Source organism: Pseudomonas sp. Irchel 3A18 (genome assembly GCF_900187465.1).
Lineage (GTDB): Bacteria > Pseudomonadota > Gammaproteobacteria > Pseudomonadales > Pseudomonadaceae > Aquipseudomonas > Aquipseudomonas cichorii.
Genome location: NZ_FYDI01000001.1, coordinates 424,016 through 446,562, shown reverse-complemented (window position 1 = coordinate 446,562; position 22,547 = coordinate 424,016). Strand labels below are relative to the sequence as shown.

The window sequence follows — 22,547 nt, the reverse complement described above, 5'->3', positions numbered from 1 at the left end:
GCGTATTAACTCATTACAGCATCATGCCAACGCTTCACTGCGCTTGCCGGCGATGCGATCGAATACCACAGCACCGAACAGGGTAATCACCGAAGGCACCAGCCAGGCCAACCCCTGCTCGCTCAGCGGCAGATTTGCCAGTACACCTGGCAGATACTCGGCAAGTCCGGCCCCCTTGAGGGCATCGATAATACCGAACAGCAGGGAAACCAACATGACCGGAGCGATGACACGCCCCTGACTGTTCCATAGCCCTTTGCAGAAGCTCAGACCGACCAGCACGATGCAAGGCGGATAGATCGCCGTGAGCACCGGAATCGAGAACTGGATCAGATTGGTCAGGCCAAGGTTGGATACCAGCAGGGAAAACAGCGCAAGGATGATGACCAGCGTCTTGTAGGACAGCGGCAGAACGCGACTGAAATACTCGGCACAGGCACAGGTCAGACCCACGGCAGTCACCAGGCAAGCCAACGAAATCAGCACCGCCAGGAAACCACTGCCCAACGAGCCCGAGGTATGTTGCACATAAGCATGCAGCACAGCCGCACCATTGCTCGCACCCGCAGCCACCGCATGGCTGCCGGAACCCAGGCGGAACAGGCTGATGTACACCAGCGCCAGACCCACGCCAGCGATTAGACCGGCAATGATTGCGTAGCGGGTAATCAGACGTGGCGACTCGACGCCTCGCGAACGGATGGCATTGACGATGACGATGCCGAACACCAGGGCCCCAAGTGTATCCATGGTCAGGTAGCCATTGATGAAGCCCTGGGAAAAAGGTGCAGCTACATAGGCAGCCTCTGCTGGTCCGACATCACCCGCCGGAAGCATGAAGGCTGCAACACCGAGCACCGCCAGCGCGATGATCTTCAGAGGGCCCAGGAAACGGCCAACGGTATCCAGCAGACGACCCGGGTACATGGAAACCCAGAACACCACCAGGAAATAAACCAGACTGTAGAGGAACAGCGCCAGCGGGCTCTCCCCTGTCAGCGGCGCCAGACCGACTTCAAAGGACACAGTGGCGGTACGCGGGGTCGCGAAGAGCGGGCCGACAGCCAGATAACAGACCGCTGCCAGAATGCCGCCGGCAATTTTGCCGATGGGGCTGCTCAGGTCGTCCATGGCACCCCCGACCTTGGCCAGGGCAATGACGGTGACGACCGGCAAGCCTACAGCCGTGACCAGAAAGCCCAGCGCAGCCATCCACACATGGGGGCCGGCATGCAGGCCGACGATAGGCGGGAAGATGATATTACCGGCGCCCACAAACAGGGCGAATGTCATGAAACCCAGTGCCAGGACGTCCTGGCCTTTCAAAACGTTCATCGAGGAAAACCACACTGCCAAATCAGGATTAAAAGAGAGGATTCCCGAGGGTCTGGGAAACAATGCCTACCCTTTTAAGGCTGGCAATAGGCGCCAGGTTTCCTTGTGGGAAACGGACGACGCGAAAAGGTTGCTAGCCTAACGAAATGGGCAATAAAACGCACTAGAAAAGAGCGCAGGAGCGACGAGCCGCACTCGAATGTAGCGATTTACGACTCATTCGTGCATGAAACTCGCGAAAATGCCGATACACCCAAAAGGCATGCGTCGCTTGGAATATGAAGTGACGACCCAGACGCACAAAGGCCACCCGAAGGTGGCCTTTGTTGAAGCATCAATCCGTCAGCCGAAGCTTACTTCTTGACTTCCCAACCAGTCAGCTCAGCCAGGGCTTTGCCGATGTCTGCCAGGGAACGCACGGTTTTCACGCCAGCGTCTTGCAGTGCAGCGAATTTCTCGTCTGCAGTACCTTTACCGCCGGAGATGATTGCACCTGCGTGGCCCATGCGCTTGCCCGGAGGAGCAGTCACACCAGCGATGTAGGAAACAACCGGCTTGGTCACGTTTGCCTTGATGTAGGCAGCCGCTTCTTCTTCAGCCGAACCGCCGATCTCACCGATCATGACGATCGCTTCGGTCTTCGGGTCTTCCTGGAACAGTTTCAGGATGTCGATGAAGTTGGAGCCCGGGATCGGGTCACCACCGATACCGACGCAGGTGGACTGACCGAAACCGGCGTCAGTGGTCTGCTTCACAGCTTCGTAGGTCAGGGTGCCGGAACGCGACACGATACCGACCTTGCCTGGCAAGTGAATGTGACCTGGCATGATGCCGATCTTGCACTCGCCCGGAGTGATGACGCCTGGGCAGTTAGGGCCGATCAGGACTACACCCAGCTCGTCGCACTTGACCTTGGCTTCCAGCATGTCGATGGTAGGAATGCCTTCGGTGATGCAGACGATCAGCTTGATACCGCCGAAAGCTGCTTCAAGGATGGAGTCCTTGCAGAAAGGAGCCGGAACGTAGATGACCGATGCGTCAGCGCCAGTAGCCGCTACAGCTTCTTTCACAGTGTTGAACACTGGCAGGTTCAGGTGAGTAGTGCCACCCTTGCCTGGAGTCACGCCGCCAACCATTTTGGTGCCGTAGGCAATGGCTTGTTCGGAGTGGAAGGTACCTTGCGAACCAGTGAAACCCTGGCAGATAACCTTGGTGTCTTTATTGATCAGAACGCTCATTACTTGCCCTCCGCAGCTTTGACAACTTGTTGAGCAGCGTCGGTCAGGCTGGTAGCCGCGATGATGTTCAAACCGCTTTCTGCCAGTACTTTAGCGCCCAGCTCAGCGTTGTTGCCTTCAAGGCGAACAACAACCGGGATTTTAACGCCGACTTCTTTCACTGCACCGATGATGCCTTCGGCAATCATGTCGCAACGAACGATGCCGCCGAAGATGTTGACCAGTACTGCTGCGACATTGGTGTCGGACAGAATGATCTTGAACGCTTCGGTAACGCGCTCTTTGGTAGCACCGCCACCCACGTCAAGGAAGTTGGCTGGCTTGCCGCCATGCAGGTTGACGATGTCCATGGTACCCATGGCCAGACCGGCACCGTTGACCATGCAGCCGATGTTACCTTCCAGCGCTACGTAGTTCAGTTCGAACTTGGCAGCGTGAGCTTCGCGCGGATCATCCTGGGATGGATCGTGGAAAGCCTTCAGCTTTGGCTGACGGTACATGGCGTTGGCATCGATGTTGATCTTGGCGTCCAGGCAGTGCAGATCGCCGTCAGCCTTGATTACCAGCGGGTTAACTTCCAGCAGGGCCAGATCGTGGTCCTGGAACAGTTTGGCCAGACCGATGAAGATCTTGGCGAACTGGGCAACCTGCTTGCCTTCCAGACCCAGCTGGAAAGCCAGCTCGCGACCCTGGAATGGCTGAGCGCCAACCAGTGGATCGATGGTGGCCTTGAGAATCTTTTCAGGAGTGTCGTGAGCGATCTTCTCGATGTCCACGCCACCTTCGGTGGAAGCCATGAACACGATACGACGGCTGGAACGATCGACTACAGCGCCCAGGTACAGCTCTTTGGCGATGTCAGTGCAGGATTCAACCAGGATCTTGGTCACTGGCTGACCGTTGGCGTCGGTCTGGTAAGTCACCAGACGCTTGCCCAGCCATTGCTGTGCGAAAGCTGCTGCGTCTTCTTTGCTGCGAACCAGCTTGACGCCGCCCGCTTTACCGCGACCACCAGCGTGAACCTGGGCCTTGACGACCCACTCGGTACCACCAATCTTGTCGCAAGCTTCTGCTGCTGCTTCGGGGGTGTCGACTGCGTAGCCTTTGGATACTGGCAGGCCGTATTCAGCGAACAGCTGCTTACCCTGATACTCGTGAAGATTCATGCTTATTACCGTCTTCGTTTAGGTACTGCGCATTCGGTGCTGCACATTCATTGTGCCGCACCACCTGTGACCGCTACTCCTGGAAGGCTCCAGGGTGTCATTCAACACACCTGAAGCCGCCTGAGAGGTCGAGTCCGGCGGACTTTCCGCGGTGAGTCTTGCTCGCAAGGCTCACGACGGGCAGTCCGTCGTGGTTTCTCTTGTTGTCTTAGCGTTTTTTACGGTTCTGGATGTGGATGGCACCGCCATTCACAGCCAGGGCCGCTTCGTGAAGCGCTTCGGACAGAGTCGGGTGCGAGAAGACCATCATGCCGATGTCTTCTGCACTGCTACCGAATTCCATTGCAATCGCGCCCTGCTGTACCAGCTCGGCAGCGCTTGGACCAATGACGTGAACGCCCAATACGCGGTCGGTCTTGGCATCAGCGATGATCTTGACGAAACCGCCGGTGTCGTTGGCTGCCATGGCACGGCCACTGGCTGCGAACGGGAAGGTGCCGACGTTGACTTCAACGCCTTCGCTCTTCAGGGTCTGCTCGGTTTTACCAACCCACGCGATTTCCGGGTGAGTGTAGATAACCGAAGGAATCAGGTTGTAGTTCATCTGGGCCTTGTGCCCCTTGATGCGCTCGACAACCATGATGCCCTCTTCCGACGCCTTGTGCGCCAGCATCAGACCACGAACCACGTCACCGATGGCGTAAACGCCCGGTACGCTGGTGGTGCAGTAGTCGTCGACATAGATGAAGCCACGCTCATCCAGGTCCACGCCGCTGTCGGCAGCCAGCAGGTCGGTGGTCACAGGACGACGACCAACGGCAACGATCAGGCGATCGAAAGTGATCGACTGTTCGCCGGTTGCGTCGGTGTAGCTGACCACAACTTCTTCACCGTTGACCTTGGAACCGGTCACGCGAGCGCCCAGTTTTACGTCCAGGCCTTGCTTGGTGAAGGTTTTCAGCGCTTCCTTGGAAACGGCTTCGTCAGCAGCAGGGATGAACTTGTCCAGAGCTTCCAGAACAGTTACCTGAGCACCCAGACGGGCCCATACCGAACCCAGCTCCAGACCGATAACGCCAGCGCCGATCACGCCCAGACGCTTTGGTACTGCCTGGAATTCCAGGGCGCCGGTGGAGTCGACGATGACTTTCTGGTCGACCGGAGCCGGTGGAATGTCGATCGGACGCGAACCGGAAGCCAGGATCACGTGTTCGGCTTCGATGATTTCAACGGTGCCGTCAGCAGCGGTCAGCTCGACCTTCTTGCCGGCCAGCAGTTTGCCGTGGCCTTGCAGAGTGGTCACGCCGTTGGCCTTGAACAGGCTGGAAACGCCGCCAGTCAGGTTCTTGACGATGGTGGACTTGCGGCCAACCATTGCAGGAACGTCGATGGAGACGTCAGAAGTCGAAATACCGTGAACGCCGAAGCCGTTCTTGGCTTCGTAGAATTTCCAGGAGCTGTCCAGCAGAGCCTTGGAAGGAATGCAACCAACGTTCAGGCAGGTACCGCCCAAGGCCAGTTTGCCTTCCTTGTCCTGATACTTCTCGATGCAGGCAGTCTTGAAACCAAGTTGCGCAGCCTTGATGGCGGCAACATAACCGCCAGGGCCTGCGCCAATCACTACCACGTCGAATTTCTGGGACATAAAAAAGATTCCTTTTAGCTGCGAGCTTCAAGCTGCAAGCTGCAAACCGATCAGTGGCTTTCCACACAACCGGCTTGCAGCCCTTCATTAGATGCTACCTGCGAACCCCGTGCCATACGCCAAACTGCTTTTTCTTGCAGCTTGCCGCTTGCAGCCCGGAGCTGCTCCATCAGATATCCAGCAGCAGACGAGCCGGATCTTCCAGCAGGTTCTTGATGGTAACGAGGAAGGTTACCGCTTCTTTACCGTCGATCAAACGGTGATCGTACGACAGAGCCAGATACATCATCGGACGAATCACGACCTGACCATTGACCGCCATAGGACGCTGCAGAATGTTGTGCATGCCCAGAATCGCGGCCTGTGGCGGGTTGACGATCGGAGTCGACATCATCGAACCGAAGGTACCACCGTTGGTGATAGTGAAGGTACCACCTGTCATCTCGTCCAGGGACAGCTTGCCGTCACGGGCCTTCTTGCCGAAGGTGGCGATGCCGCCTTCGATTTCAGCCAGGCTCATCAGCTCGGCGTTACGCAGAACCGGTACGACCAGACCACGATCGCTGGAAACGGCAACACCGATGTCGGAGTAACCGTGGTAAACGATGTCGTTGCCATCGATCGAAGCGTTGACTGCCGGGAAGCGCTTCAGCGCTTCGGTAGCTGCCTTGACGAAGAACGACATGAAGCCCAGGCGCACGCCATTGTGGGACTTCTCGAACAGGTCCTTGTACTTGGAGCGCAGGGCCATGACTTCGGTCATGTCCACTTCGTTGAACGTGGTCAGCATCGCCATGTTCGACTGGGCTTCAACCAGACGCTTGGCAACGGTGGCACGTACACGAGTCATCGGTACACGCTTCTCGACACGATCGCCAGCAGCCAGCACAGGAGCAGCAGCGGCTGCAGCAGGCTTGGCAGCAGGAGCTGCGGCCGGTGCGGATTTCTTGGCTTCAACAGCGGCAACCACGTCTTCCTTGGTTACGCGACCGTCCTTGCCAGTGCCTTTGACGCTGGCCAGATTGATACCGTTTTCTTCAGCCAGCTTGCGAGCGGCAGGTGCTGCGATCGCATCTTCGTCAGCAGCCGATGCAGCGGCCTGGGCCGGTGCAGCAGCAGGAGCAGCAGGTGCAGGCGCAGGCGCAGGCGCAGCAGATGCGGTAGCACCGGCATCCAGGGTTGCAATCACTTCGTTGGACAGGACGATGTCGCCCTCGCCTTTCACGATCGATGCCAGCACGCCGTCAGCTTCGGCCAGGACTTCAAGTACAACCTTGTCAGTCTCGATATCGACCAGCAGCTCGTCACGTTTTACCGCTTCGCCCGGTTGCTTGTGCCACTTGGAAATGGTGCCGTCGGCAACGGATTCCGGGAAAGAGGGGGCTTTGATCTCGATAGCCATTATCTGTAATTCCTTAATTCGGTTTCTAATGCTCGAAGGCGTTAAACAGTGAAGGCATCTTGCAGGAGTTTTTCCTGCTGCTCGGCATGCATCGAAGCATAACCACAAGCTGGCGCTGCAGAAGCATCACGACCGGCATACTCGAGAACGAGGCTGCGGTTATGGTTGCTCATGCTGCGACGCAAGTGGTGCTGACTGCTGTACCAGGCACCCTGGTTCATCGGCTCTTCCTGACACCACACTACGTTCTGCAGGTTGGTGTAAGGCGCGATCGCTTCCATGAGATCGTCTTCAGGGAACGGATACAGCTGTTCGATACGTACGATTGCGATGTCTTCTCGGCCTTCGGCACGGCGTTTTTCCAGCAGGTCGTAGTAGACCTTGCCGCCACACAGAACCAGACGGGTCACTTTGGCCGGATCGAGCGCATCGACTTCCGGGATCACGGTCTGGAACGAGCCTTCGGCCAGTTCTTCCAGAGTCGAGATCGCCAGTTTGTGGCGCAGCAGCGACTTTGGCGTCAGCACGATCAGCGGCTTGCGCAGCGGACGAATGACCTGACGACGCAGCAGGTGGTAGATCTGCGCCGGCGTAGTCGGCACACACACCTGAATGTTGTGCTCGGCACACAGTTGCAGGTAACGCTCAAGACGTGCGGACGAGTGCTCAGGCCCCTGCCCTTCATAACCGTGAGGCAACAGCATGGTCAGACCGCACAGACGGCCCCACTTGTGCTCGCCACTGGTGATGAACTGGTCGATGACCACTTGCGCGCCGTTAGCGAAGTCGCCGAACTGGGCTTCCCAGATGACCAGAGCGTTAGGCTCGGTGGTCGAGTAGCCGTATTCGTAAGCGAGTACCGCTTCCTCGGAGAGGAACGAGTCGTACAGGTCAAAACGCGGCTGACCGGCGAACAGGTTCTTCAAAGGAATGTAGGTGCTTGCGTCTTTCTGGTTGTGCAAGACGGCGTGACGGTGCGAGAACGTACCGCGACCGATGTCCTGACCCGTCATGCGGATCGGGTGACCTTCGAACGCCAGGGTCGCGTACGCCATGGTTTCGGCGTAACCCCAGTTGATCGGCAGGCCGCCGGCTTGCATCTTCTGACGGTCTTCGTAGATCTTCTGGACCTGACGCTGAACGACGAAACCTTCTGGCAGTTCCATCAGCTTGGCAGACAGTTCCTGCAAGGTCTTGAGATCGAAACGGGTGTCGTGACGCGCAGTCCAGGCATGGCCCAGGTACGGACGCCAGTCGACGAACAGTTCCTTGTTCGGCTCCTTGACCAGGCTTTTCACAACGTGCTGACCATTGTCCAGCGCATTGCGATAGTCGTCGATCTTGGCCTGCACACGCTCTTCAGTGAGAACACCGGTCTTGATCAGTTGCTCGGCGTACAACTCGCGAGTCGTGCGCTGCTTGGTGATCTGCTGGTACATCAACGGCTGGGTGCCGCTAGGCTCGTCCGCTTCGTTGTGACCGCGACGACGGTAGCAGACCAGGTCGATCACGATGTCACGCTTGAACTGCATGCGGTAATCGATAGCCAGCTGGGTCACGAACACCACGGCTTCCGGGTCATCGCCATTCACATGGAGAATCGGAGCCTGGATCATCTTGGCAACGTCGGTGGCGTACTCGGTGGAGCGCGAGTCCAGCGGGTTGCTGATGGTGAAACCAACCTGGTTGTTGATGACGATATGGATCGTGCCGCCAGTCTTGAAGCCGCGGGTCTGCGACATCTGGAAGGTTTCCATGACCACGCCCTGACCTGCAAACGCAGCGTCACCGTGGAGGGAAATCGGCAGAACCTTGTCACCGTCCGGATCGTTGCGACGATCCTGACGCGCACGCACGGAACCCTCGACCACCGGAGAAACGATTTCCAGGTGGGACGGGTTGAATGCCATGGCCAGGTGAACTTCACCGCCTGCGGTCATTACGTTGGAAGAGAAACCCTGGTGATATTTCACGTCACCGGAGCCCAGCTCCACTTTCTTCTTGCCTTCGAACTCGTCGAACAGCTCGCGCGGGTTCTTGCCGAAGGTGTTGACCAGCACGTTCAGACGGCCACGGTGGGCCATGCCGATCACGACTTCCTTGGTGCCGTAGGAGCCGGAGCGCTGGATCAGCTCGTCCAGCATCGGAATCAGGCTTTCGCCGCCTTCCAGACCAAAGCGTTTGGTGCCTGGGTATTTGGTGCCCAGGTATTTTTCCAGACCTTCAGCGGCCGTAACACGCTCAAGCAGATGACCCTGGATTTCAGCAGAGAACGCAGGACGGCCACGCACGCTTTCAAGACGCTGCATGAACCAGTTGCGTTGCTCGGAATCAACGATGTGCGTGAACTCCGAACCGATGGTGCGACAATATGTCTGCTGCAACGCTTCGAGAATTTCGCGTAGGCTCGCTTCCTCTTTGCCGATGAACAGGTCGCCGGCACGGAAAGTCGTATCAAGATCGGCATTGGTCAAGCCGTAGTGATTGATCGACAGATCGGCCGGGGCAGGACGCTGCCACAGGCCCAGCGGATCGAGCTGGGCAACCTGATGGCCGCGCATACGATATGCCTGGATCAGTCGCAATACTTCAACTTGCTTCTTCTCGTGCTCGCTGCTCACGCTTCCGGCAGATACCGGCTGGGCGCGGCGCTGGTTTTTGGCCAGCAACACGAAATGATCGCGAATCGTGGAATGCGATACATCGGTGGCAGAGTTGCCGTCTGCTGGCAACTTCTGAAAGTAGGTGCGCCATTCTTCTGGCACAGCGTTAGGGTCGTGCAGGTAGAGCTCATAAAGCTCTTCCACATAGGCAGCGTTACCACCGGAAAGGTGGGCACTGTTCCACATGCGCTGCATCACGCTTTCTTGCATGCTTGGTCACCCTCGGTAAGGGGACACCACCGGCGAAGACGCCATAGCAAACATGAAACAGTCGTGTGCAGCGACCATATCAAGTCACTAAGGATCACGCAGATAGCCCGGGTACCAGCCCGGATGCCCCTGCTGGTCTCATTTCTTCAAAAGAAGAGCGGCAGCCTTGCGAGCCACTGCTCAGGTTAAAGCCACGACGCCGGTTGAAGCCTGCGCCGCGGCTACTTTACGTGCAACGGTATTGCGGTACTGCGATAAATCAGACGCCGCTTTGCAGAAGCATGTTACGTACGTGGCCGATTGCCTTGGTCGGGTTGAGACCTTTAGGGCAAACGTTCACGCAGTTCATGATCCCGCGGCAGCGGAAAACACTGAACGGGTCATCAAGCGAAGCCAGACGCTCTGAAGTCCGGGTATCACGGCTGTCAGCCAGGAAACGATAGGCTTGCAGCAGTGCAGCCGGGCCCAGGAACTTGTCCGGGTTCCACCAGAAGGACGGGCAGGAAGTCGAGCAGCAAGCGCACAGAATACACTCGTACAGACCATCCAGCTTCTCACGCTCTTCCGGAGTCTGCAGACGCTCGATGGCCGGAGCCGGAGTATCGTTCTGCAGGAAAGGCTTCACCTTCTCGTATTGCTTGTAGAAGATGCTCATATCCACTACCAAGTCACGAATAACCGGCAAACCAGGCAGTGGGCGCACTACCAGCTTGTTATTCTTGACCACGGACGACAATGGAGTGATGCAGGCAAGACCGTTCTTGCCGTTGATGTTCATGCCATCGGAACCACACACGCCTTCGCGGCAGGAGCGACGGTACGAGAAACCTTCATCCTGTTCCTTGACCAGAGCCAGCACGTCAAGAACCATCAGGTCCTTGCCACCGGTATCGACCTGGAACTCCTGCATGAACGGCGCAGCGTCCTGATCAGGGTTGTAACGATAAACACTGACTTGCAACATATCGGTCACCCTTAATAAGTCCGAATCTTAGGCTCAAAAGTCGGAACAGTTTTTGGCGAGAAGTTCACGGCACGCTTGGCTACGCGCTTGTCACCCGGGAAGTACAGGGTGTGGCACAGCCAGTTTTCGTCATCGCGATCTTCAAAGTCTTCACGGGCGTGGGCGCCGCGCGATTCCTTACGATGTTCTGCAGCAATCGCCGTGGCTTCGGCAACTTCCAGCAGGTTTTGCAGTTCAAGCGCTTCGATACGAGCAGTGTTGAATGCCTGGCTCTTGTCGTTGATCTTGACGTTGGCGATGCGTTCACGCAGACCAGCCAGTTGGGCAATACCCTTCTGCATGTATTCGCCGGTACGGAATACACCGAAGTAGTTCTGCATGCAGCTTTGCAGCTCTTTACGCAGCGAAGCGACGTCTTCACCGGCAGTACGCTCGTTGAGGCCGGACAGACGCGCCAGGGCAGCGTCAACATCGGACTCGGAGGCACGACGGTAGTCGACACCTTCACGCAGGCTCTGCTCCAGGTGCAGGCCGGCAGCGCGACCAAAGACCACCAGATCGAGCAGCGAGTTGCCGCCCAGACGGTTGGCGCCGTGCACGGATACGCAAGCCACTTCACCTACAGCGAACAGACCAGGAATGATCTGATCGGTGCCAGCAGCGTCCTGAGTGATCGCCTGACCGTGAATGTTGGTGGCGATGCCGCCCATCATGTAGTGGCAAGTCGGAACAACCGGGATCGGAGCCAGAGCAGGATCGACGTGAGCAAAGGTCTTGGACAGCTCCATGATGCCTGGCAGGCGGCTGTGCAATACTTCTTCACCCAGGTGATCAAGCTTGAGCATCACGTGGTCGCCATCAGGACCGCAACCGTTACCGGCGATGATCTCTTTAACCATGGAACGGGCAACAACGTCACGACCGGCAAGGTCCTTGGCGTTCGGAGCATAACGCTCCATGAAACGCTCGCCGTGCTTGTTGATCAGGTAACCACCTTCACCACGGCAACCCTCGGTAACCAGTACACCTGCGCCGGCAATACCGGTCGGGTGGAACTGCCACATTTCGATGTCCTGAACAGGAACACCGGCACGCAGGGCCATGCCGACACCGTCACCGGTGTTGATCAGGGCGTTGGTGGTGGACGAGTAGATACGACCTGCACCACCGGTCGCCAGTACGGTTGCATTGGCGCGGATGTAGGAGGTTTCGCCTGTTTCGATGCAGATAGCGATGATGCCGACAAAGGCGCCATCCTGGTTCTTCACCAGATCCACTGCATAGTATTCGTTCAGGAATACGGTGCCAGCTTTCAGGTTGGCCTGATACAGGGTGTGCAGCAGAGCATGACCGGTACGGTCGGCAGCGGCACAGGTACGTGCAGCCTGACCACCTTTACCGAAGTCCTTGGACTGACCGCCGAAAGGACGCTGGTAGATGCGGCCCTGTTCGGTGCGGGAGAACGGCAGGCCCATGTGCTCGAGCTCGAAGACCGCTTCCGGACCTACGGAACACATGTATTCGATAGCGTCCTGGTCACCGATGTAGTCGGAACCCTTGACGGTATCGTACATGTGCCAGCGCCAGTCATCGTTCGGGTCGGCCGAAGCGATTGCGCAGGTAATGCCACCCTGTGCGGAAACGGTGTGCGAGCGAGTCGGGAATACCTTGGTGACAACAGCGGTCTTGTGACCACCCTGAGCCAGCTGCAAGGCAGCGCGCATGCCAGCGCCGCCGCCACCGATGATGATGGCGTCGAAGGAAAGTGTATTTGTGTTAGCCATGAATCAGATACCCCAAAGAATCTGCACGCCCCAGACGAAGTAAGCGAACATCGCAACGCCGCTGACTGCCTGGAAGAGAAAACGAACTGCAGTCGCGGACTTGCCCAGCGCCATTGGCGTCAGGTAGTCGGTCGCGATGGTCCACATGCCGACCCAGGCGTGAGCGCCAAGGGCAACGAAGGCCAACAGACTGAAGATACGCATCCCGTTGTGCGAGAACAGCTCATGCCACTGGGCATAGGTCAGACCAGGGTGAGCGACGAGGTAGCCGATCAGGAAAATGAAATAAGCCGCGAGAACGACCGCTGAAACGCGCTGCGCCATCCAGTCATAGAGGCCCGAACGCGACAGGTTAGTGACGTTGGTTACCATATCCATACTCCCGCCAGGATGATCACCACCACGGAGACGGCGATAACGATTTTCGAGCCCAGTTTCCCGCCTTCCAGCGTTTCACCGACACCCGCGTCCATGATCAGGTGACGAACACCCGCCACCAGGTGATACAGCAGGGCAGACAGCAGCGCCCAGATTACAAACTTGGCCAGCGGGCTGGTCAGACACGCTTTTACTTCACCGAAGGTTTCTTCGGAGGCCAGCGACTTGTCCATTGCATACAGCATGATTGCAATACCGACAAAGAGGATGACACCGGAGATACGGTGAAGGATGGACGTGTAAGCAGTGACTGGGAGCTTGATGGTCCTTAGGTCTAGATTTACAGGTCGTTGGCTTTTCACGGCTTTTTTTTCACACTGAAGAGCCCCTAACAATCAGGGCAAGTTGTTGGGAAGTGCACTGGTCAGGTACCCACCACCCAGGAAGTGACAACCCCCTCAAAACGGGCCAAAAAGCCCTTGGCGGTCGGACGCCGAGTATAGACAGTTAGGGAACTAATGACAACGCGCAGACTTGCAGCCAATAGCGGATTGCGCGGATTGAATAAAAGGCGTAAACGGCAGCAATGGCTTGAAGAAACATCGACATAAAGGCCTTGCGGAACACGACTTTAGGCAAATTGACTTTAGAATTTATCTAACTATAGTGGTGCGGGCCCTGCGTGGGGGGCCTGTCTGATGATTTGAAGCATAAATAGGAGGCCACATGGCTGACAAAAAAGCGCAGTTGATCATCGAGGGCACAGCCCCCGTCGAGCTGCCCATACTGACCGGCACCGTGGGTCCTGACGTGATCGACGTGCGCGGACTTACCGCCACCGGCCGCTTCACATTCGACCCCGGATTCATGTCGACCGCCTCTTGCGAGTCGAAGATCACCTACATTGATGGTGATAACGGCATTCTGCTGCACCGCGGTTATCCGATCGAGCAACTGGCCGAACAGTCCGATTATCTGGAAACCTGCTACCTTCTGCTCAATGGCGAACTGCCAACCAGCGAACAGAAAGCCCAGTTCGTTGCCGTGGTCAAAAACCACACCATGGTCCACGAGCAGCTCAAGAGCTTCTTCAACGGCTTCCGCCGCGACGCCCACCCGATGGCTGTCATGTGTGGCGTAGTCGGTGCCCTGTCCGCGTTCTACCACGACTCGCTGGACATCAATAACCCGCAGCACCGCGAAATCTCGGCAGTACGCCTGGTCGCCAAGATGCCGACCCTGGCAGCGATGGTTTACAAGTACTCCATGGGCCAACCCATGATGTACCCGCGTAACGACCTCAGCTACGCCGAAAACTTCCTGCACATGATGTTCAACACCCCTTGCGAGATCAAACCGATCAGCCCGGTGCTGGCCAAGGCAATGGACAAGATCTTCATCCTGCATGCAGACCACGAACAGAACGCTTCGACCTCTACCGTGCGCATGGCCGGCTCGTCGGGTGCAAACCCGTTCGCCTGTATCGCAGCCGGTATCGCGGCACTCTGGGGCCCGGCTCACGGCGGCGCCAACGAAGCCGTACTGACCATGCTCGATGAAATCGGTGATGTCTCCAACATCGACAAATTCATCGCCAAAGCCAAGGACAAGAACGATCCGTTCAAGCTGATGGGCTTCGGTCACCGCGTCTACAAGAACCGCGACCCACGTGCCACGGTCATGAAAAAGACCTGCGACGAAGTACTTCGCGAACTGGGCATCACCAACGACCCACAACTCGAACTGGCCATGCGCCTGGAAGAGATTGCCCTGACCGACCCGTACTTCATCGAGCGCTCGCTGTACCCGAACGTCGACTTCTATTCGGGCATCATCCTGAAAGCCATCGGCATTCCAACCAGCATGTTCACCGTGATCTTCGCCCTGGCGCGGACTGTCGGCTGGATCTCGCACTGGAAAGAAATGCTCTCCAGCCCGTACAAGATTGGCCGCCCACGCCAACTGTACACAGGCAACGTGACACGCGACATCGTTCCACTGGAAGATCGCAAGTAAGCGACCTGCCAACGAAAAGGGCTGCCATTGGCAGCCCTTTTTATTGCGCAATCAAAAATCTACTTCTGCGACCGCTCCTTCAGCGCTTTCAGGGTATTGAACGGCGCATCCACGACAAACTTGTTGGCCACCCAGGACGGCACACTGCCGCCCGGGTCGGTATGCACCTGATAGGTGACTTCTGTCAGACTCGGGCCTTTGGGCACCAGCTTCCAGAAACCCTTGACCTCGGCGACCCGCACAAAACCCTTTTCTTCAGGCAAATAGCTTGATTGCTCATCAATATTGCGGGTCAGGCTGCCATCTGCGCCCTCCTCGCTGGTAATCAGCAGAATCGAATCACGGGGCGTTACGGGCCATGGTGTGTTGAATCGCGTGTAGGTCCAGGCTTTGTTGCCTTCATGCTTAAGCAGCTTCTGTGACTGGCATTCATGAATCCAGGCGCAGGCCCCCACGACATCTTCCTGCAGGGCGCGCAGCTTGGCCACACTGGCATTGATGGTCGTCACACCGCGATAAGCCTTGTACTTGGAGCCCGGCACATCACTCAGGGATACCTTGATCCCCTCCTCGTCCTTGGCCACCTGCCAATCTTCAGCCTGGGCCACACCTGTCAACAACACAGTCAACCCACAGACAACAGCCATGCGATGTAGCGTATTCATTGTTTATTCCTTGTTGTTGATATTCCGCCCAGCGACACTCTTGGTTCAACTGCATCTGATTCAGTTGCAGCTCATGCAACCGCAGTTGCTTTTTCCCACCAGCCAATCAGACGAATAGCCTCGGCCTGATCAACGCCACAAACATCTTGCGCCGCCTTGAACTGACTGCACACAGCAGGCCGCTCGGCCATGCCAAACAGACCACAGAGCAACTCGATGGATAAATGCAGGCAACGCTCACCCGCCGGCTTGCCATCTGGCATGCCCGGAATGGGAGAAGTAATAGACGGAGCGATGCAGCAAGCACCACAACCGGAGCGGCAGTCCATGACCAGACACCCTTGCTGAATATTAAAAGGAAGATTTTAGCGGCTAAAACGGACGTTTCAAAATGCCATATCAGACGAGAAACAGGGCCTTACTGCTTGAATTTGAAATCCAGCGCAGCCCCTTCGATATCGCGACGACTTTCATTGCGCATTTGCAGCTGCATTTCATTGCTCAGCAGGCGCCCATTGAGCTCGAAAGGACTGGGATCAGATGATGACCCCTTGCTGCCAAACATCTGCGGCAGCAAAGGCTTGCGCTTGGCAGTAATCACATTGGCAGGAGGAGAAAGCTCTTTGACCATTTCTGGCGGCAGGCTCAAGTCAAGCTTGGGCTGAGGCAAACGGACATCCTTGACCGAAGCTTTAGCCGTCTTGTTCTTTTCGCGCCTGGCGGTAACAGCAACGGCCTTCTCTTTAGCAGGAGCAGCCTTGACCGCTGGAGTCTTTGCAGCCTCTCTGGAAGCAGGCGATTTAGCGACAGAAACAGGGCGCGGCGGCGTTACCTCCCCCTTACCCGCAACCACAGGAACAACCGGGACACCAGGCTTCAACTCATGCACTGGCGCAGCAGGCCTGGACACTGCCGGCTCAACGGCGGCAGCTGGCGGCTGAACAGCAGGCGCAACAGGCGCAGCCACGCCTGCCTCAACCTTCGGCTTTGGAACCGGCGCGTCTTGAGAGTCGCAAGCGCTCAACAACACAACGACGAACAATCCGAGACAACGAAACGCATTATTCATAATAAGTAAATGGCTGAGGCATAGAGGTCACATGCTGTCCCTTTGAGGCACACCTGACAAGACAAGAGTTCCAACGATGAGACAAAAAACATGTGCGCTCAATAAGCCGGCACAGTTTCTTGACACAATTGTTTGGCCAGCATCCCCAATGTCATCAGCGCACGCTCCGCTTCACGATTCCAGGGCATGCCACAGTTCAGACGAATACAGTGATTGAACTGTTCTGTATTACTGAAAATAAGACCCGGCGCGATACTGATACCCTGCTCCAGCGCCCGCACATGCAATTCCTGGGTATTGACGCGCCCCGGCAAGCTGACCCAGAGAATAAAGCCACCTACCGGACGACTCATCTGAGTCCCCTCGGGGAAGAACTGCTGCACCGCCAACTGGAAAGCACTCAGATTCTTGCGATACTCCAGGCGAATAAAACGCAAATGCCGGTCATAACCACCGTTTTCCAGATAAGCCGCGATAGCCATCTGCGTCACACTGCAGGCTGAATGAGTGCTGAAGGTCTGCAAGCGCTGGATTTCCGCCTGATATTTCCCGGCAATCATCCAGCCAATGCGCACACCCGGCGACAGTGTCTTGGAAAAACTGGAGCAATAAATCACTCGACCAAGGCGATCGAAGGCTTTCAAGGCCTTGGTACGCCCCACTTCAAACATCAGCTCGCCGTACACATCATCTTCAACGATCTGGATATCAAAGTCCGATGCCAGTCGCAGCAGGTTCTTCTGCCGCTCTTCCGGCATGGTGCCACCCAGCGGATTACTCAAGCGTGCGGTCAGCACCAAAGCCTTGATCGACCACTGGTTGGCCGCCAGCTGCAGAGCCTCCAGGCTAATACCCGTCGATGGGTCACTGGGAATCTCGATGACCTTGAGCCCCAGCAGATCCGCCAGTTGCAGCAGACCGTAATAAGCCGGTGACTCGGCCGCGATCAGGTCGCCGGGCTGCGTCAGCACCCGCAGGGCCATTTGCAGGGCATCGACGCAACCGTGGGTAATCACCACTTCATAAGGATCTACCACAACGCCCGCATCACGCATGCGGATGGCAACCTGTCTGCGCAATGGCTCGAAACCGGGGCTGAACATATAACTGAACGCCCGAGGGCTGTGAAAGCGCGTCACCTTGGCCAGTTGCTGATGCAGGGCACGGACCGGCAGATAATCCACGTGCGGCACCGCTGCCCCGAGGGCAAACACACCTTCACGACGAGATTCTTCAAGCACCTGCTGGATGATGCTGCTGCGGGTCACCAGACCTGGACGCTCCACTCGCGCAATATCTGGCGTCGATGCCGTCAGCGCAGGTGTCTGATGCACGTAATACCCGGACTGCGGGCGAGCCCGGATCAGGCCCTGATCTTCAAGATTGGCGTAGGCCTGCAATACCGTTGCATGGCTGACATTGAGCTGCGAACTCATTTTGCGGACCGATGGCACACGCTCGCCGGGCTGATAGACGCCCCGGCGGATGTCTTCCGCCAACTGCTGAGCGATGCGTTGATAAAGCAAAAGATTGGTCATGACACAGCCTCGAACCGACCCGCAATTTGTTTTTGTAGGGGAGATGATAGCCTAAAGACCGGAACAGTCGAAAAGTGTACGGGGACAGTTTCTCTTCAGGCCCATCATTGTGCGCTCTGACAAAAAATATTGTCGGGTAAAGATGCCAAGTTCACGGCTTTTTAAGCCAAAAAAAGCCCGGGGCCGTTTCCGACGCCGGGCTTTTTTTCAGATTTTTTCTTACCGGGCAGCGCCTAGCTGGCCCTTGTCGTCGGAAAAGACGATTTCTACACGACGATTTTGTGCTCGCCCACGCTCGGAGGCGTTCACATCGACCGGATATTGCTGACCATAACCCTCGACCTGAATGCGCTTGTCGTCAACACCCAGGTCGATCAGCACATCGGCGACCGACTGTGCGCGATCACGGGACAGTTTCAGGTTTTCCTGCCGGTCACCGGTACTGTCGGTGTAGCCTTCGATCCTTACCGTGCGGCGAGGATTGAGCAACAGGAACTGTACGACTTTGAGCACCGTGCGATTGGCAGAGCTTTTCAGTTCGGCATGCCCCGGATCGAACAGCACATCGCCCAGGGTCATGACCAGGCCACGGTCGGTCTGCGTAGTCGCAAGGCTGAGTATCTGATCTTCCAGCCACTTGCCATGCTGCTGCGCACTGGCCAGCTTGGCCTCGCGCAACGCCAGTTGCAGGCGTTGACGCTCCATCTCCAGTTTGGCCAGTTGCTCCTGGGCCAGCATCAGGTTGCTGTGCTCACGGGCAATCTCGCTGTACCGGGTACTCAGGTAGGCGTAATGACTGACATCGGCTCCGCTGCCCAGATAACTCGACAGGCGCTCTGCCCTCGCCAGCGATTCGCCTGAACGGATCACGTCCTTGGGCGCACTGCGCAGTACATTCGGGTCTTCTTTCACTTTCTGGAAATCTGTACCGGCCTGACGCAGCGCCTGCTCACTGTCCTGATGACTCGCACAACCAGACAGGCCTGCAACGCCCAGCAAAAGGCATCCGCTCAATACACGGGTAACACGGTTCATTGAGCTTCCCCCAACTGTTTGCGCAGACGATTGAGGCGAACATTCAACTGATTGATCTGCTCCTGACTTTTCAGGGTCAACACCCTCGCTTCCGCCAGGCGCGCATCAAGCTCGGCACGCTCGGCGTTCATGCGCGCATCCTTGTAGGATTTATCGGCCATGTCGGCACGTGCCTGGGCAAATGCGGATTGCGCATTGACCAGTTCGGGCTGCTCATCGCTGGCGCCGACGGCCTTGGCCTGCTCCAGAGCCTGCTCGGTCAGCTTGAACTGTTCGGTCGGTGCCGGATCGCTGGCACAACCGACCAACGTGGCGATGGCCATGAATGCAACTAAAGGGCGAATACTCACAAAAACATTCCTACTTGTTTGGGACGCTGGTGCTGGCAGGTTGCAGCAACTGAGCTTTCCACACATCCAGATTGCGCTGGATAGCTTCACCCGCAAGGCCCGAAGACGCCAATTCTGTCATCTTTTTCACCAACTGTCCGCGCAACCATGGATCGTTACAGGCCGAATTCACTGATAACGCCAGATACAGGCCCGGTTTATCAAGGGGTTCAGGCTGAGCGACCAGATCAGACGACAAGCCAAGGGTTTGCATCATGACCATGCCTGCATAGCGTCCAGCCAGTACATATTCGACCTGCCCCAGCGCCAGTTTCTGAAAGGCCAGGGTCAGATTGGGCAAGCGCTCCAGCGTCAGGTGTTCTTTAGCCGTTGCCTCGAATGACTGGGTAAGACGAGTCCTTTCAGAGATAGCGCCCGACCGCCCGTGCAGGTCGGCGAGAGAACTGAAGGGCAAGGCACGATCGTGACGGGTCCAGACCAGGATTTCATTGTGGGTGATTGGCGGCTGGATATAGTCGAACGAATCAAGCTGAGCCTGATTCAGTGGCGCATCGACCAGCATGTCCATACGACCGGTGCGCGCCTCTTCCAGCGCCTGGCTGCGCTTGCCCGCATACAGAAACTCGACATCCAGATCCAGAGAATCGGCCGCCCGCCTGAGCAGGTCGGCATTGGCACCCATCAAGTGCCTTGGGTCCTGCGGATCGCGCCACAGGTAAGGCGGTGCATCCGGGCTGCCGGTGACGATCAGTCGCTCGCACTTGCCTGCCGCCGATGCAAACGACGGCAGCACCATCAGCCCCAGAAGAAGCGAAGACAAAAACAGCCTTGGCTGGCCCATGAATAATCCTTTTTCAGCACAACAAAAAACCCGTTCACTCAGGCCACGCACCCTGTCAAGGACAGGTATGCACGGCCGGATTGAACGGGTTCTCGAAACTGGTTTAAACCAGCTTTTCCAGCTCAGGCACCGCTTCAAACAGATCAGCCACCAGACCGTAATCAGCCACCTGGAAGATCGGAGCTTCTTCGTCCTTGTTGATCGCGACGATCACCTTGGAGTCCTTCATGCCCGCCAGATGCTGGATCGCACCGGAAATACCCACCGCGATGTACAACTGAGGAGCAACGATCTTGCCGGTCTGCCCGACCTGCATGTCGTTGGGCACGAAACCGGCATCGACCGCGGCGCGGGATGCGCCCACCGCAGCACCCAGCTTGTCCGCCAGGGCGTACAGGTGCTTGAAGTTATCGCCGTTCTGCATGCCGCGACCGCCGGAAACGACGATTTTGGCAGCGGTCAGTTCTGGGCGATCGGACTTGGCCAGCTCTTCGCCAACGAAGGAGGACTTGCCTGCATCATGAGCAACAGAGACAGCTTCGACCGCAGCCGAACCACCTTCTGCAGCGACCGGATCGAAACCGGTCGCACGGACGGTGATGACCTTGATCGACGCACTCGATTGCACGGTGGCAATAGCGTTACCGGCGTAGATCGGACGCTTGAAGGTGTCAGCCGATTCAACCGAAACGATTTCGGAGATCTGATCCACATCCAGCTGTGCTGCAACGCGAGGCAGGATGTTTTTGCCATTGGAGGTCGCGGCCGCCAGAACATGGCTATAACCAGTTGCCAGCTCGACGACCAGCGGTGCTACGTTTTCCGGCAACTGATGCGCGTAGGCAGCATTGTCGGCAACCAGTACCTTGGTAACACCCGCGATCTTTGCAGCAGCTGCGGCGACAGCACTTACGCCGGAACCGGCCACCAGGACATTGATATCGCCACCGATCTTCTGGGCAGCGGCAATGGTGTTCAGCGTGGCTGGAGCCACAGCTGCATTGTCATGTTCAGCGATAACCAGGATCGTCATTTAGATTACCTTCGCTTCGGTTTTCAGTTTTTCGACCAGTTCGGCCACCGACTTCACTTTGATACCGGCGCTACGTGCTGCCGGCGCTTCAACCTTGACAGTCTTGTTGGTCGAAGCGGTGGAAACGCCCAATGCATCCGGGGTCAGCGTTTCAAGCGGCTTTTTCTTGGCCTTCATGATGTTGGGCAGCGAAGCATAACGTGGCTCGTTCAGACGCAGGTCTGTGGTCACGATAGCCGGCAGGCTCAGGGATACGGTTTGCAGACCACCGTCGATTTCGCGGGTCACGGCAACCTTGTCACCCGACACTTCGACCTTGGAAGCAAAGGTACCTTGCGGGTAACCGCTCAGGGCAGCCAGCATCTGGCCAGTCTGATTGTTATCGCTGTCGATGGCCTGTTTGCCCAGGATCACCAGTTGTGGCTGCTCCTTGTCGACAACAGCCTTAAGCAGCTTGGCCACGGCCAGGGAGGTCAGGTCCTCGGCAGACTCGACCAGTACGGCACGGTCGGCACCCAGCGCCAGAGCAGTACGCAGCTGCTCCTGAGCGGTGGTCGGGCCGATGGTGACCACGACGATTTCGCTGGCCACGCCCTTTTCTTTCAGGCGGACAGCCTCTTCCACAGCAATTTCGCAGAAGGGGTTCATGGACATTTTGACGTTGGCAAGATCGACGCCGGAGTTGTCCGCCTTGACGCGAACCTTGACGTTGTAGTCGACCACTCGTTTGACAGCTACAAGAACCTTCATGGATTCCTCACTCTCCGGTGAAAAGAAAGTCGCCCGGAATGACCAGGCGATCGATAGGTGTGTCCTCAACAAGCAATCGCTTCAGTGCAGGCATCGGGGCTGTTTATCAGAACAGCCGCCAAAAAACCGTATATAAGGCCAGATCACACCCATCAAGCGCCTCAAGGGTGTGTAAAATGCGCCGCGCGCGATGGCCGGACTGCCTGCACTACGCTCACCTGATACCTTTTCGGAGGTTTCATTGAACCTCGCTTCAGCCTACGGCGAGCGCAAAACCGCCCGTATCTTGACCGCAACGCCTTTTCCGGTCAATACGACAGATCGGCCAGTCCTGAGTCTCGCGTCTTTGATTTATCTGGCCTGCGGCCAATTCAAACGAACGTTTGTATTGGACCTGCAAAGTGGTGTAGATATAATGCGCTCCTTAATAAAGACGGGCAGGCATCTCACGCCTCCGCACGTCGG

Annotated in this window: 20 protein-coding genes; 1 reads left to right on the top strand and 19 read right to left on the bottom strand. The window is 57.0% G+C overall.

The annotated features are described in order from the left end of the window. Positions 1 to 21: 21 nt before the first annotated feature. From brnQ to sdhC, 10 genes are all read right to left on the bottom strand, one after another. Positions 22 to 1,335 carry a branched-chain amino acid transport system II carrier protein gene (gene brnQ, locus CKW23_RS01870; RefSeq protein WP_025260627.1) on the bottom strand — a complete coding sequence of 438 codons (1,314 nt, stop codon included), beginning with the start codon at positions 1,333 to 1,335 and terminating at the stop codon, positions 22 to 24. Positions 1,336 to 1,688: 353 nt separating this feature from the next. Then, on the bottom strand, positions 1,689 to 2,573 hold the full coding sequence (sucD, locus tag CKW23_RS01865) for a succinate--CoA ligase subunit alpha (protein WP_025260628.1): 885 nt from the start codon (positions 2,571 to 2,573) through the stop codon (positions 1,689 to 1,691). Beyond that, the gene (sucC, locus tag CKW23_RS01860; protein ID WP_025260629.1) at positions 2,573 to 3,739 is read right to left on the bottom strand and encodes an ADP-forming succinate--CoA ligase subunit beta; all 1,167 of its coding nucleotides are present in this window, start codon (positions 3,737 to 3,739) and stop codon (positions 2,573 to 2,575) included. Before sucC ends, sucD begins: the two co-directional genes overlap by 1 nt. Positions 3,740 to 3,947: 208 nt before the next feature. Next, positions 3,948 to 5,384 carry a dihydrolipoyl dehydrogenase gene (gene lpdA, locus CKW23_RS01855; RefSeq protein WP_095066930.1) on the bottom strand — a complete coding sequence of 479 codons (1,437 nt, stop codon included), beginning with the start codon at positions 5,382 to 5,384 and terminating at the stop codon, positions 3,948 to 3,950. Between the two features lie 169 nt (positions 5,385 to 5,553). After that, positions 5,554 to 6,786: a 2-oxoglutarate dehydrogenase complex dihydrolipoyllysine-residue succinyltransferase gene (odhB, locus tag CKW23_RS01850; RefSeq protein ID WP_095066929.1), complete on the bottom strand. Its 1,233-nt coding sequence runs from the start codon at positions 6,784 to 6,786 to the stop codon at positions 5,554 to 5,556. A 41-nt stretch (positions 6,787 to 6,827) separates the two neighbouring features. Further along, positions 6,828 to 9,659, bottom strand: a complete 2,832-nt coding sequence (locus tag CKW23_RS01845; protein ID WP_025260632.1) for a 2-oxoglutarate dehydrogenase E1 component — start codon at positions 9,657 to 9,659, stop codon at positions 6,828 to 6,830. Between the two features lie 259 nt (positions 9,660 to 9,918). Then, entirely contained in the window at positions 9,919 to 10,623 is a 705-nt protein-coding gene (locus tag CKW23_RS01840; protein ID WP_025260633.1) for a succinate dehydrogenase iron-sulfur subunit, read from the bottom strand. A gap of 11 nt (positions 10,624 to 10,634) precedes the next feature. Continuing rightward, a complete protein-coding gene (gene sdhA / locus CKW23_RS01835) occupies positions 10,635 to 12,407 on the bottom strand; it encodes a succinate dehydrogenase flavoprotein subunit (RefSeq protein ID WP_025260634.1) in 1,773 nt (590 codons plus the stop codon). A gap of 3 nt (positions 12,408 to 12,410) precedes the next feature. After that, positions 12,411 to 12,779, bottom strand: a complete 369-nt coding sequence (gene sdhD / locus CKW23_RS01830; RefSeq protein ID WP_025260635.1) for a succinate dehydrogenase, hydrophobic membrane anchor protein — start codon at positions 12,777 to 12,779, stop codon at positions 12,411 to 12,413. Continuing rightward, positions 12,773 to 13,147: a succinate dehydrogenase, cytochrome b556 subunit gene (gene sdhC, locus CKW23_RS01825; protein ID WP_025260636.1), complete on the bottom strand. Its 375-nt coding sequence runs from the start codon at positions 13,145 to 13,147 to the stop codon at positions 12,773 to 12,775. The genes sdhD and sdhC overlap by 7 nt, the downstream gene beginning before the upstream one ends. A 364-nt stretch (positions 13,148 to 13,511) precedes the next feature. Here sdhC and gltA point away from each other — a divergent pair, with 364 nt between their 5' ends. Beyond that, a complete protein-coding gene (gene gltA / locus CKW23_RS01820; RefSeq protein ID WP_025260637.1) occupies positions 13,512 to 14,801 on the top strand; it encodes a citrate synthase in 1,290 nt (429 codons plus the stop codon). Positions 14,802 to 14,860: 59 nt separating this feature from the next. Here the strand turns inward: gltA and CKW23_RS01815 are convergent, their stop codons facing one another. The 9 genes from CKW23_RS01815 to CKW23_RS01775 all read right to left on the bottom strand — a co-directional run bounded on the left by CKW23_RS01815 (position 14,861) and on the right by CKW23_RS01775 (position 22,082). After that, the gene (locus CKW23_RS01815; RefSeq protein WP_095066928.1) at positions 14,861 to 15,466 is read right to left on the bottom strand and encodes an START domain-containing protein; all 606 of its coding nucleotides are present in this window, start codon (positions 15,464 to 15,466) and stop codon (positions 14,861 to 14,863) included. A 71-nt stretch (positions 15,467 to 15,537) separates the two neighbouring features. Then, positions 15,538 to 15,795 (bottom strand): YkgJ family cysteine cluster protein, encoded by a 258-nt coding sequence (locus CKW23_RS01810; RefSeq protein WP_025260639.1) that lies wholly within the window; start codon positions 15,793 to 15,795, stop codon positions 15,538 to 15,540. A gap of 89 nt (positions 15,796 to 15,884) precedes the next feature. After that, positions 15,885 to 16,535 carry a translation initiation factor 2 gene (locus tag CKW23_RS01805; protein WP_074569012.1) on the bottom strand — a complete coding sequence of 217 codons (651 nt, stop codon included), beginning with the start codon at positions 16,533 to 16,535 and terminating at the stop codon, positions 15,885 to 15,887. Positions 16,536 to 16,633: 98 nt separating this feature from the next. Beyond that, positions 16,634 to 18,073: a PLP-dependent aminotransferase family protein gene (locus tag CKW23_RS01800; RefSeq protein ID WP_025260641.1), complete on the bottom strand. Its 1,440-nt coding sequence runs from the start codon at positions 18,071 to 18,073 to the stop codon at positions 16,634 to 16,636. A gap of 219 nt (positions 18,074 to 18,292) precedes the next feature. Beyond that, positions 18,293 to 19,108, bottom strand: a complete 816-nt coding sequence (locus CKW23_RS01795; protein WP_025260642.1) for an OmpA family protein — start codon at positions 19,106 to 19,108, stop codon at positions 18,293 to 18,295. Further along, entirely contained in the window at positions 19,105 to 19,458 is a 354-nt protein-coding gene (locus CKW23_RS01790; RefSeq protein WP_025260643.1) for a DUF4398 domain-containing protein, read from the bottom strand. The genes CKW23_RS01795 and CKW23_RS01790 overlap by 4 nt, the downstream gene beginning before the upstream one ends. Positions 19,459 to 19,468: 10 nt before the next feature. Then, positions 19,469 to 20,299, bottom strand: a complete 831-nt coding sequence (locus CKW23_RS01785; RefSeq protein ID WP_095066927.1) for an ABC transporter substrate-binding protein — start codon at positions 20,297 to 20,299, stop codon at positions 19,469 to 19,471. A gap of 103 nt (positions 20,300 to 20,402) precedes the next feature. Beyond that, positions 20,403 to 21,332, bottom strand: a complete 930-nt coding sequence (locus tag CKW23_RS01780; protein WP_025260645.1) for an electron transfer flavoprotein subunit alpha/FixB family protein — start codon at positions 21,330 to 21,332, stop codon at positions 20,403 to 20,405. After that, complete coding sequence (locus CKW23_RS01775) at positions 21,333 to 22,082, bottom strand: electron transfer flavoprotein subunit beta/FixA family protein (RefSeq protein WP_025260646.1); 750 nt, start codon at positions 22,080 to 22,082, stop codon at positions 21,333 to 21,335. It abuts the gene before it with no gap. Positions 22,083 to 22,547: the final 465 nt, after the last annotated feature.

Coding starts and splice junctions, on each gene's coding strand:
- brnQ (WP_025260627.1), bottom strand. CDS start 1,335: ATGAACGTTTTGAAAGGCCAGGACGTCCTGGCACTGGGTTTCATGACA.
- sucD (WP_025260628.1), bottom strand. CDS start 2,573: ATGAGCGTTCTGATCAATAAAGACACCAAGGTTATCTGCCAGGGTTTC.
- sucC (WP_025260629.1), bottom strand. CDS start 3,739: ATGAATCTTCACGAGTATCAGGGTAAGCAGCTGTTCGCTGAATACGGC.
- lpdA (WP_095066930.1), bottom strand. CDS start 5,384: ATGTCCCAGAAATTCGACGTGGTAGTGATTGGCGCAGGCCCTGGCGGT.
- odhB (WP_095066929.1), bottom strand. CDS start 6,786: ATGGCTATCGAGATCAAAGCCCCCTCTTTCCCGGAATCCGTTGCCGAC.
- CKW23_RS01845 (WP_025260632.1), bottom strand. CDS start 9,659: ATGCAAGAAAGCGTGATGCAGCGCATGTGGAACAGTGCCCACCTTTCC.
- CKW23_RS01840 (WP_025260633.1), bottom strand. CDS start 10,623: ATGTTGCAAGTCAGTGTTTATCGTTACAACCCTGATCAGGACGCTGCG.
- sdhA (WP_025260634.1), bottom strand. CDS start 12,407: ATGGCTAACACAAATACACTTTCCTTCGACGCCATCATCATCGGTGGC.
- sdhD (WP_025260635.1), bottom strand. CDS start 12,779: ATGGTAACCAACGTCACTAACCTGTCGCGTTCGGGCCTCTATGACTGG.
- gltA (WP_025260637.1), top strand. CDS start 13,512: ATGGCTGACAAAAAAGCGCAGTTGATCATCGAGGGCACAGCCCCCGTC.
- CKW23_RS01815 (WP_095066928.1), bottom strand. CDS start 15,466: ATGAATACGCTACATCGCATGGCTGTTGTCTGTGGGTTGACTGTGTTG.
- CKW23_RS01810 (WP_025260639.1), bottom strand. CDS start 15,795: ATGGACTGCCGCTCCGGTTGTGGTGCTTGCTGCATCGCTCCGTCTATT.
- CKW23_RS01805 (WP_074569012.1), bottom strand. CDS start 16,535: ATGAATAATGCGTTTCGTTGTCTCGGATTGTTCGTCGTTGTGTTGTTG.
- CKW23_RS01800 (WP_025260641.1), bottom strand. CDS start 18,073: ATGACCAATCTTTTGCTTTATCAACGCATCGCTCAGCAGTTGGCGGAA.
- CKW23_RS01795 (WP_025260642.1), bottom strand. CDS start 19,108: ATGAACCGTGTTACCCGTGTATTGAGCGGATGCCTTTTGCTGGGCGTT.
- CKW23_RS01785 (WP_095066927.1), bottom strand. CDS start 20,299: ATGGGCCAGCCAAGGCTGTTTTTGTCTTCGCTTCTTCTGGGGCTGATG.
- CKW23_RS01780 (WP_025260645.1), bottom strand. CDS start 21,332: ATGACGATCCTGGTTATCGCTGAACATGACAATGCAGCTGTGGCTCCA.
- CKW23_RS01775 (WP_025260646.1), bottom strand. CDS start 22,082: ATGAAGGTTCTTGTAGCTGTCAAACGAGTGGTCGACTACAACGTCAAG.